Origin of the sequence: Streptomyces sp. NPDC006450 (genome assembly GCF_040612195.1) — a bacterium.
GTDB lineage: Bacteria > Actinomycetota > Actinomycetes > Streptomycetales > Streptomycetaceae > Streptomyces.
In genome coordinates, this window is record NZ_JBEXPT010000167.1 from 1 (window position 1) to 10540 (window position 10540).

Annotated in this window: 9 protein-coding genes; 5 read left to right on the plus strand and 4 right to left on the minus strand. The window is 73.6% G+C overall.

The window, feature by feature from the left end:
- Together panC and ABZY57_RS30120 are read right to left on the minus strand one after the other, a co-directional pair.
- Positions 1–679, minus strand: a 679-nt coding sequence (gene panC, locus ABZY57_RS30115) for a pantoate--beta-alanine ligase (RefSeq protein ID WP_356517299.1), incomplete at its 3' end; no start/stop codon positions are given.
- 23 nt (positions 680–702) lie between these two features.
- On the minus strand, positions 703–1710 hold the full coding sequence (locus tag ABZY57_RS30120; protein WP_356517285.1) for a DUF2520 domain-containing protein: 1008 nt from the start codon (positions 1708–1710) through the stop codon (positions 703–705).
- Positions 1711–2075: 365 nt separating this feature from the next.
- Here ABZY57_RS30120 and ABZY57_RS30125 point away from each other — a divergent pair, with 365 nt between their 5' ends.
- The 3 genes from ABZY57_RS30125 to ABZY57_RS30135 all read left to right on the plus strand — a co-directional run bounded on the left by ABZY57_RS30125 (position 2076) and on the right by ABZY57_RS30135 (position 6353).
- On the plus strand, positions 2076–3182 hold the full coding sequence (locus ABZY57_RS30125) for a beta-eliminating lyase-related protein (RefSeq protein WP_356517301.1): 1107 nt from the start codon (positions 2076–2078) through the stop codon (positions 3180–3182).
- Positions 3183–3364: 182 nt separating this feature from the next.
- Positions 3365–4489 (plus strand): DUF5937 family protein, encoded by a 1125-nt coding sequence (locus ABZY57_RS30130; protein WP_356517287.1) that lies wholly within the window; start codon positions 3365–3367, stop codon positions 4487–4489.
- A gap of 307 nt (positions 4490–4796) precedes the next feature.
- Positions 4797–6353 carry a M28 family metallopeptidase gene (locus ABZY57_RS30135; RefSeq protein WP_356517289.1) on the plus strand — a complete coding sequence of 519 codons (1557 nt, stop codon included), beginning with the start codon at positions 4797–4799 and terminating at the stop codon, positions 6351–6353.
- A 205-nt stretch (positions 6354–6558) separates the two neighbouring features.
- Here ABZY57_RS30135 and ABZY57_RS30140 read toward each other — a convergent pair whose 3' ends face one another.
- Positions 6559–7581: an SAM-dependent methyltransferase gene (locus ABZY57_RS30140; RefSeq protein ID WP_356517291.1), complete on the minus strand. Its 1023-nt coding sequence runs from the start codon at positions 7579–7581 to the stop codon at positions 6559–6561.
- Between the two features lie 106 nt (positions 7582–7687).
- On the opposite strand from ABZY57_RS30140, the gene ABZY57_RS30145 reads away from it, so the two are divergent.
- Both ABZY57_RS30145 and ABZY57_RS30150 read left to right on the plus strand, forming a co-directional pair.
- Complete coding sequence (locus ABZY57_RS30145; RefSeq protein ID WP_356517293.1) at positions 7688–8887, plus strand: sensor histidine kinase; 1200 nt, start codon at positions 7688–7690, stop codon at positions 8885–8887.
- Positions 8888–8889: 2 nt separating this feature from the next.
- The gene (locus ABZY57_RS30150) at positions 8890–9585 is read left to right on the plus strand and encodes a response regulator transcription factor (RefSeq protein WP_356517295.1); all 696 of its coding nucleotides are present in this window, start codon (positions 8890–8892) and stop codon (positions 9583–9585) included.
- 50 nt (positions 9586–9635) lie between these two features.
- Here the strand turns inward: ABZY57_RS30150 and ABZY57_RS30155 are convergent, their stop codons facing one another.
- The gene (locus tag ABZY57_RS30155; RefSeq protein ID WP_356517297.1) at positions 9636–10250 is read right to left on the minus strand and encodes a hypothetical protein; all 615 of its coding nucleotides are present in this window, start codon (positions 10248–10250) and stop codon (positions 9636–9638) included.
- Positions 10251–10540: the final 290 nt, after the last annotated feature.

Sequence of the window (10540 nt, forward strand, 5' to 3'; positions counted from 1 at the left end):
GCGGGGCCTGCGCCTCGGCGCGGGCGCGCAGCGCGCACTGCGCGGCGAGCCGGTCGCGGCCGGCGAACAGGGCGCGGGAGAGGGCGAGGGCGGTGCCGCGCTCCTTGGCGGAGAGGTAGCGGTTGCGGGAGGACAGCGCGAGCCCGTCCGGCTCGCGCACGGTCGGTACGCCGACCACCTCGACCGGGAAGTTCAGGTCGGTCACCATGCGCCGGATCAGCGCCAGTTGCTGCGCGTCCTTCTGGCCGAAGAAGGCCAGGTCGGGGCGGGTGAGGTGGAGCAGCTTGGCGACGACGGTCAGCATGCCGTCGAAGTGGCCGGGGCGGGTGGCGCCTTCGAGGCGGCCGCCCATCGGGCCGGCGCTGATCCGGACCTGGGGGTCGCCGCCCGGGTAGACCTCGTCGACGGCCGGGGCGAACACGGCGTCGGCGCCGGCCTCTTCGGCGATCGCCAGGTCGGCGTCGAGGGTGCGGGGGTAGCGGTCGAGGTCCTCGTTCGCCCCGAACTGGAGCGGGTTGACGAAGACCGTGACCACGACCTGGCCGGTGGGACCGACCTCGGCGCGGGCGGTGCGGACCAGGGTGGCGTGGCCCTCGTGGAGGGCTCCCATGGTCATGACGACGGCGCGGCGGCCGGCCGCGGACCCGGCCGCGGCGGCGGCGCGGGGCAGGCGGTGCAGTGCGTCTGCGGTGTCGAGGAGGATCACAGGTCGCCGCCTTCGCGTCCCTCGGGGCCGGGGCCCGGGTCGATGCCGGTCGCGCCGTCGGCGAGTACCCCGAGGAGGTCCTCGGCCAGTTCGGGCTTGAGCAGACCGTGCGCGAGGGCCCGGTCGGCGGTCGTACGGGCCATCGCGAGGTACCCGGCGACCGTGCCCGGGGCGTGCTTGCGCAGCTCCGAGACGTGCGCGGCGACGGTACCGGCGTCACCGCGGGCCACCGGGCCGGTCAGGGCGGCGTCACCGGAACGCAGGGCGTTGTCGAGGGCCGCGCCGAGGAGCGGGCCGAGCATCCGGTTCGGGTGTTCGACGCCCGCCTTGGCCAGCAGTTCCATCGACTGGGCGACCAGGGTGACCAGGTGGTTCGCGCCGAGGGCGAGGGCCGCGTGGTAGAGCGGGCGGTTCGTCTCGGCGATCCACTCGGGCTCCCCGCCCATCTCGATGACCAGGGCCTCGGCGGCGAGCCGCAGCTCGTCGGGGGCCGTCACCCCGAAGGAGCAGCCCGCGAGGCGCTGCACGTCGACCTCGGTGCCGGTGAAGGTCATCGCGGGGTGCAGGGCCAGCGGGAGCGCGCCCGCGCGGCGCGCGGGGTCCAGCACGGCGACCCCGTACCGCCCGGAGGTGTGGACGAGGAGCTGTCCGGGGCGGACCGCGCCGGTCTCGGCGAGGCCCTCCACCAGGGACGGCAGGGCGTCGTCGGGGACGGTCAGCAGCACGAGGTCGGAGGCCTGGAGGACCTGCGCGGGGGACACGACGGGCACGTCGGGCAGCATCCGCGCGGCGCGGCGTCGCGAGGCGTCGGAGACGCCGGACACGGCGACGGGCCGGTGCCCGGTCTGCTGCAGGGCGCGGGCCAGCGCCGGGCCGACCCTGCCGGCTCCGACGACACCGACGGAGAGCCGGGCGGGGCGCTCCGCCTGGGGGGCTGTGTTCACGCGGGGGAGGCCTTCCGTTCCGTTCCGGTCCGCGGGGGGTACCGGACGATACGTCGCCATGCTAGCCCCTGGTGTGCGGGCCGGTCGGCGATGATCGGGGCATGAACCAGGACACGGAGCGGGCGGTGGCCGCGGCGGCGGCGGAACGGGTCGCGGGGGCGGGCGCCGAGCCGGGCTCGGCGCCGGGCGCCGGGTCGGGCGGGCGCACGGGCGTGGAGCGGATCGCGGAACCGGACGCGGCGGCGGAGCGGGCCACGGGGGCGGAGCGGATCGCGGAACCGGACGCGGCGGCGGAACGCGCGGCGGGAGCGAGCCCGGCCGGACCGCGGGGCACGGGCGCAGCCGGAGACCGGGCGGCCGCTCGGGTGACGCCCGAGGCCGGGGCACCGGGTGCGGAACGGACCACTGACGACGTGACGGACGACATGTCGGCGCGGATGGTGGCCGCGGGGCGGGCGGCCGGGCGGAAGCTGTCGAACAGCCTGCGGGAGGCCACGGTCGGGGAACTGCTGGCGGAGCTGGGCGGGATGGCTGCGGACCCCGACGAGCCGGGCGACATCTACGGCAACGGGGTGGTGGAACGGCTGGAGCGACGGGTCGCGGAGCTGCTCGGCACCGAGGACGCGGCGTTCTTCCCGTCCGGGACCATGGCCCAGCAGATCGCGCTGCGCTGCTGGGCCGGCCGGACCGGGAACCCGGTGGTCGCGCTGCACCCGATGAGCCATCCGGAGCGGTGGGAGGGCGGTGCGCTGTCCGTCGTCTCGGGGCTGCGGACCGTCCACCCGACGGGCGAACCGCGCCAGCCGACCGCGTCCGAGCTCGCCGAGCTGCCGGAGCCGTTCGGGACGCTGATGCTGGAGCTTCCGCTGCGGGACGCGGGCTTCCTGCTCCCGACCTGGGAGGAGCTGTCGGCCCTGGTGGACACCGCCCGGGAACGGGACGCGGTGGTCCACTTCGACGGGGCCCGGCTGTGGGAGTCGACGGTCCACTTCGGCCGGTCGCTGGCGGAGATCGCGGCGCTGGCGGACTCCGTGTACGTCTCCTTCTACAAGTCCCTCGGGGGACTCAGCGGCGCCGCCCTCGCCGGATCCGCGTCGCTCGTGGCGGAGTCGAAGGTCTGGCGGCACCGGTACGGGGGCCAGATCTTCCGCCAGTTCCCGGCCGCGCTGTCCGCACTCGCCGGGCTGGAACGGGAGCTGCCGCAACTCCCCGCCTACGTGGCCAAGGCGCGCACGGTGGCGTCCGCGATGTCCTCGGCGCTCGCCGCGGCTCCGGAGGTGCCCTGGTTCCGGGTCCACCCGGAGGTCCCGCACACCCACCAGTTCCAGGTGTGGCTCCCGTACGACGCGGACCGCCTCACGGAGGCGGGCGTCCGGCTGGCGGAGGAAACGGGCACGGTCCTCTTCCGCCGCTGGTCCCCCGACGGCCCGCCCGGCCTGTCGGTGACGGAGGTCGAAGTCACCCGCCCGGGCCTGTCCTGGACGAACACCGACGTCACCACGGCAGTCGCAGACTTCGTATCCCGCCTGTAGCGAATCCGGACGGGGGCCGGGGACGGGGGCGCACCCACAGCCGGACACCGCCCAGAACCCGGCCCCGCCGGTGGCGCAGGGGCCCGGGGGCCGGTCCCCTGCAACGGCCGCCGCATCCGCCGGGTGGCCGAAGCAGGCGCGGCCTGGCAAGCGCGAGGGCCGCGCGACGGCAGAATGATCCGATGAGCGTCACCATCGACATCACCGGGCTCCCCGCGGAGCGGATCGGCTTCGCGCCGTCCCCCCTCGCAGAGCTCTGCATGGCGTTGCACGCGCTCTCCCAGCCCGGCCATCACCCCGGGCTCGCCTCCTGGACCTCCACCACCGCGGCCGCCCTCGACCCCGACCTCGCGGACCGGCTGCTGGAGGGCGATTTCATGTGGCGCAGCTCCTTCGCCGACATCTTCATGGCCTTCGCCGGGATTCCCGGCGGCTCCGGCCTGCCCGCCGCCGGCCTCGCCGCCGAGCTCGACGTACTCGACCGGCTGGACGACGAGCGGTTCGTGACGGCGGCCCTGGAGCACTGCCGGCTGGCCCTCTACAACGACGGCGCAGGGCCGTCCCCGCTCGCGGATCCTCTCGCCCGGGCGAAGGCCCTGGAGACGGCCTCCGCACGCGGGCCGCAGCAGTTGGCCTTCGCCGTGCGGGTGCTGGACGACACCGCAGGTGTCCGGGTCTGGCTGCGCCGGCTGATGGAGGACTGCGACGAGGCCTTCTTCGCGGAGACCTGGCGCCGCATCGAGCCCCGTCAGAGCGCGGACGTCCGGCACAAGGCGGAGCTGCTGCGCCGCAAGGGGCTGCCCGCCGCCCTGAAGGAGGTCTCCTCGGCGCTGAGCGTCGACGAGCGGCTGACCACGATCACGGTGGACAAGATGGTCCACGGGGCAACGACCGCCACCGATGCCCGAATAGGTGACGGCCTGCTGTTCGTGCCCACGAACTTCGGCTGGCCCCACCTGCTGGTCCTGCACGCCCCCGGCTGGCGCCCGGTGATCCACTACCCGCTCGGCTCGCCCGAACTGGCCTCCTCCCCGGGGTCGGTGGAGCTGCTGCAGCGGCGCATGGAGGCCCTGGCCCATCCGATGCGGATGATGCTGTGCCGCAATCTGGCGCGCGCTCCCTACACGACCGGCGAACTGGCGGCCGCGCACGGGATCACCGCCCCGGAGGTCTCCCGCCATCTGGCGGTGCTGAAGAGGGCCGGGCTGATCCAGACCCGCCGCCAAGGGCGGTACGTCCAGCACCAGCTGGACCTGGCGGCGGTCGCGCGGATCGGCTCCGACTTCATCGAGGGCATCCTGCGGTAGGCCCCCGGCGGCCCGCTGGGCGCGACCTGGCGCGGAGAGCGGGCACTGGCTTGTTTTCGACGGCTCAGATGCTCCGATATACGGATTTCACAAACCGGAATCAGTGAAAAGTCTGGCCATGGCCGCCACTTGGTGTCTAACGTGCGTCCACCGCTCCCCCTACTCGGCGCAACGCATCTGACCTGCGTCCGCATCCGCGGCCCCGCACCCCTGTACGCCCCAGCCCAGCCGCCGTACGCCCCACGCCACAAGCCATACGCCACACGCCATACGCATGCGCACGCGCATCTGCCGTGGAAGGACTTTCATGCCCTCACGCCGTATAGCCGCAGCCACCGCCGCCCTGGCGGCCGCTGCCCTCGTCTCCCCGCTGCTCCTCGCCGGACCCGCCGGAGCCACCGGCAGCCCGCAGAGCGACGCCGCCCGGGCTGACGCGCTGGCCCGAAAGCTGGTCAAGGACTCCACCGGCAAGGGTGCCAACAACCACCTGAAGGTCTTCCAGGCCATCGCCGACCACAACAAGGGCACCCGTGTGGCGGGTTCCAAGGGTCACGTCCAGTCGGCCCAGTACGTCGAGCTCGTCATGCGCGCGGCCGGGTACAAGGTCACCAAGAACGAGTTCGATTTCGTGTACGTCGAGACGGTCGCCGAGACCCTGAAGGTCAACGGCGCGGCCGGCCGCGACGTCCCGATCAAGCTGATGACGTACACCGCCAGCGGCCCGGCGAACGGCGTGACGGCGCAGATCGCCGCCACCCCGGTCGACGCCGACGGCACCAACGGCTGCGAGGCCGCCGACTTCGCCGCGGGCACCTTCACCGGCAAGATCGCGCTGATCAAGCGCGGCGGCTGCGCCTTCGCCGTCAAGCAGCAGAACGCGGCGACGGCCGGCGCGGTCGGCGCGGTGATCTACAACAACGCCGCGGGCGCCCTGAACGGCACCATAGGGTCGGCGGACGCGGGCAAGATCCCGACCGGCGGCGTCACGCAGGCCGAGGGCGAGCGGCTCGCCGCGGACGCCGCCGCGGGCCCGGTCGAAGTCACCCTCGACATCCGCGAGCTCCGCGAGGACCGCAAGACGTACAACGTCGTCGCGGAGACGCGGGGCGGGGACGAGAACAACACCGTCTTCCTCGGCGCGCACCTCGACTCCGTCGCGGCGGGCCCGGGCATCAACGACAACGGCTCCGGCTCTGCGGGCATCCTCCAGGTGGCGCAGAACCTCGCCCACAGCCAGTACAAGATCAAGAACAAGGTCAAGTTCGCCTGGTGGTCGGCGGAGGAGTTCGGCCTGCTCGGCTCCGAGGCGTACGTCGCCGGGCTGACGGACGAGCAGAAGAAGCAGATCAAGCTCTACTTGAACTTCGACATGATCGCCTCGCCGAACGCCGCGTACTTCGTCTACGACGGCGACGACTCGGACAAGGTCGGCGCGGGCCCCGGCCCGGAGGGCTCGGCTCAGCTGGAGAAGGGGATCAACGACTTCCTCGACTCCAAGAGCATCCCGCGCGAGGGCACCGACTTCTCGGGCCGCTCGGACTACGGCCCGTTCATCGAGGTCGGCATCCCCTCGGGCGGTACGTTCACGGGCGCCGAGGGCATCAAGACGCCCGAGCAGGCGGCGAAGTTCGGCGGCCAGGCCGGGGTCGCGTACGACGTGAACTACCACGGCAAGGGCGACACGATCGCGAACATCGACCAGAAGGCGCTCGACATCAACGTCGACGTCATCGCGGACGCGGTGGGGCACTACGCGTTCGACCTGGCGCCGCTGGGTCGTCCCGTCGTCTCCGAGCCGAGCAACGGCGGGGGCAGCGGGGGTGGCCTCCACGAGGGCCACGACCACGACCACGCCACGGAGTAGTCCGCACGGGGCGGGTGGGGGGCTCGGCCGCTGCGCGGCTCCGGGTCCCCTGCCCGCCCTTCCTCCGTTCCCCGGGCCGCGCCCGGAACCATGGCCGGGTGCGGCCCCGTTCCCGGGGCCGGCCCCGGGACCCCAGGTCCCGGCCCCGCTCCTCGAACGCCTGAGTGGCCGGTTTTCCAGCCCGCCGGCCTTCACGTGTGCAGGCCTACCCCGGCCAGGGGGCCACCCCGACCGGCTGGACGAGCCAGCCGAAGTCGCCGAGCCCGCCCCGGGCGGTGAGTTCCGCCGCCTCGCCCGCCCCCGACAGGGCACGGACATACGCCGCCGGGTCGGTGGAGGCCAGGGCCAGCGGCGGCCGCGCCCCCGAGACCCCGAGGGCGGCCAGCGCGTCCCGCTGCGTCAGCAGCACCGCCCCCGGCCCCGCGCACGCGTCGAGCGCCACGTGCGCGGTGACGTCGCAGCTCCCGTCCGGCACGGGGGCGGTCTCCCGCCCGGCGCGGAATCCGGTCAGCGTCCCGAAGGGCGGCCGGGCGTCCCGGGTGTGGGCGTAGTCCACCGCGACCGCGAGCCCGCGCTCCACGGTCCCGACGGCCGCCGCCCAGGCTTCGTCGCGCGTCCGGCCGATCTCCGCCCGGCCCGCACCCGCGCCCGTGCCCGCACCCACGTCCGCCCCCGCAGCCGCTTCCGGCCACCACCGCTCCAGCCAGGCCCGGTCCGGCCCGTCCAGGGGGCCGCCCGGACTCTCCGTACCGTCCCGCGCGACCTCCACGTAGCGGCCGTCCTCGGCGAGGTCCAGGGGGACGTTGTCGAGCCACTCGTTGGCGAAGAGCAGCCCGCGGGTCCCCGGGGGCGGCTCGCTCACCCACCGGATCCGCCCGTCGAGCCCGGCGGGCCGCCCCGCGCGCTCCACCCCGTACGGCAGCACCCGCGCGGCCGTCTCCGGCGGCAGCGCCGCCAGCACCCCGGCCAGCAGCTCCCCGCGTCCGGCCCCTACGTCGACCAGGTCCAGCTCCTCCGGGCGGCCGAGCTCCCCGTCCACCCACAGGAGCAGCCGGGCCACGGCCCGCGCGTAGAGCGGCGAGGCGTGCACGGACGTGCGGAAATGGCCTGCGGGGCCGGGCCCGCCGGGGCGGACGTAGAAGCCGTCGGGGCCGTACAGCGCCCGCTCCATCGCCGTGCTCCAGCGGACCGGACCCGCCTGCTCCGTGCCTTCACCCTGAGTGCTCATCGGAGAAAGGTTATGGTCGCCTCCACCTCCGGTAGTACTCGCCCGTCGCACGGATCGCCCCTCTGGTTGACTCCAGCACCTATCGGCTGTCCCTACTCTGGGTTACGTGCAGCGCTTCTACGATTTCCTCCGCAGACACCCGACGGGCGTCGACAGCTTCTGGGCTGTCCTCTTCTTCGGGTTCTCGATGGCCATCGTCGCCTCGGAGCACCAGAGCACCGGCTCCGCGCTGCTCGCCACCCCCTGCGTGATCGCGCTGAGCACCGCCGTGGGACTGCGCCGCAAGCAGACCGTGCCGGTGTTCTGGCTCACCGTCGCCACCGGCCTGTACCAGCTGGCCATCGGCGCGGAGGTGAGCTTCTACGACTTCGCGATGCTCGTCGTCCTCTTCACGGTCGCCGCCGCCGACGTGCCGCGCTGGGTCTCGCGCAGCGCGCTCGGCTGGGGGCTGCTCGCTTCCCCGCTCTACTTCCTGCGCGTCGGCGTGGACAAGAACTCCTCCACCACGGACAGCGCGCTCTTCGTCGTGTTCATGATGATCCCGTTCGCCCTCGCCTGGGTGATGGGCGACTCCCTGCGCACCCGCCGGGCCTACTACGCCCAGCTCGTCGAACGCAACCAGCGGCTGGAGAAGGAGCGCGCGGCCCAGGCCCAGGTGGCCGTCGCCGCCGAGCGGGCCCGGATCGCCCGCGAGCTGCACGACGTCGTCGCCCACAACGTCTCGGTCATGGTGGTCCAGGCCGATGGCGCCGCCTACGTGATGGACGCGGCCCCCGAGCAGGCCAAGGAGGCCCTGCAGACCATCTCCGGCACCGGGCGCCTGGCCCTCGCCGAGATGCGCCGGCTGCTGGGCGTCCTGCGCACCGGCGAGCCCCAGGAGTCCGAGGACTACGTGCCGCAGCCCGACGTGGAGCAGATCGAGGTACTGGTCGAGCAGGTACGGGCGGCCGGGCTCGCGGTGGACTTCGAGGTCGAAGGCGCCCCGCGCAGGCTGCCCAGCGGCGTGGAGCTGACGGCGTACCGGATCGTCCAGGAAGCACTGACGAACACGCGCAAGCACGGCGGCCCCACCGCGAAGGCCAGCGTGCGGCTCGTCTACTTCGACGACGGGCTCGGCCTGCTCGTCGAGGACGACGGCCGGGGCGCGGCCCGCGAGCTGTACACGGACGGCGGCGCCGACGGCGCCGGACACGGACTGATCGGCATGCGCGAACGCATCGGTATGGTCGGAGGCACCCTCGACGCGGGCCCCCGGCCCGGCGGCGGCTTCCGGATCAGCGCTCTGCTCCCCCTGAAGAAAAGGTGACCATGTCCTTCCCCACCGGCCCCTCCATCCGCGTGATGCTGGTCGACGACCAGGTCCTGCTGCGCACCGGCTTCCGGATGGTGCTCGCCGCACAGCCCGACATGGAGGTCGTCGCCGAGGCCGGCGACGGCCTGGAGGCGCTGGAGGTGCTGCGGGCCACCAAGGTGGACGTGGTCCTGATGGACGTCCGCATGCCCCGGCTCGACGGGGTCGAGGCGACGCGCCGCATCTGCGAGCCCGAGGAACACCCCAAGGTCATCATCCTGACCACCTTCGACCTCGACGAGTACGCCTTCTCGGGCCTGAAGGCGGGCGCGAGCGGGTTCATGCTCAAGGACGTCCCGCCGGGCGAGCTGCTGGCCGCGATCCGCTCGGTGCACAGCGGGGACGCGGTCGTCGCCCCTTCCACCACGCGCCGGCTGCTGGACCGGTTCGCACCGATGCTGCCGTCGACCTCGGCGGAACCGCGGAACAAGGACGTCGAACGGCTGACGGAGCGCGAGCGCGAGGTCATGCTGCTGGTCGCCCAGGGCCTGTCGAACGGCGAGATCGCCGCCCGCCTGGTCCTGTCGGAGGCCACGGTCAAGACGCACGTGGGCCGCATCCTGACCAAGCTGGGCCTGCGCGACCGGGTGCAGGTCGTGGTCCTGGCGTACGAGACCGGGCTGGTCCGCGCGGGCGGCGGCGGGGCGGCGTAACCCACCCCTGCGGCGGGGCGGGCTCGCCTGCCGCCGCCCGGCGGGGCGACTCAGAAGCGCTGCACGAACTCGCACGTGCCCGGGACGACGGCGTCGAGCGTGGCCGAGTCGGCCAGCAGCATGTCGAAGTCGCCCGCGTTCTCGCCGCAGTTGACCCGGTCGAACCCGCCGTTGCGGCTCAGGATGGTGTCGTTGCCGCCGCGCCCGTCGAAGGTCAGGGTCGTACCCGGGGAGGCGTTCCAGCCGTCCGAGTCGGTCAGCCGGTCGGCGGCGCTGCCTCCGACAAGGATGTCGTCGCCCTCCCCGCCGACGATGTCGCTCGGAATCGCGGTGTTGTTGGTGGCCACGTCGTCCCGGTCACCCATCGACGCCTGGATACGGGTCACCGTGCCCGCCGAGCCGCAGCGGACGGTGTTGGCATTGCCGAACTGGACACAGCCGGGGCCCGGGGTCAGCGGGTTCGCGGCGTCGGTCACGGTGAGGAACCCGCTGGTGACGCTGAAGGTGACGTTGTTCGACTCCCCGGGCAGTGCGGCGAAGTTGATCTGGCTGCCGCTGCGCATCACGAACGCGGGGGCCGCGGACGCGGGGCCGGCGAACGCCAGCGTCAGCGTGACGGCGGCCAGGGCGGGGGCGGCGATGCGTGCCGTGCGGAGGATGTTCATGGGTGCTGTCCTTCGGTTGCCGATTGCGGACCGGATCGAGGGCCCGTCGGTCATCAGCGCTACCCGGAGCAACCGTCAGTTTCATATCATCTACCCGCAGTTACCTCGACTGCCCTACCCAAGCGCTCGTCCGGCCGCCTCCGAGCGGAGTACCCCGGCGCGGCGCCGCCGGACGCCGGACCGCGTCCCCCTCCGCCCCGGGCCGTCCAGCCCCTGCCTCAGGTCATCCAGCGGTCCGGGCGGGCCGCGGCCCGGGAGGTGCGGGAGCGGGCCGCCTGGGCGTGGAGCAG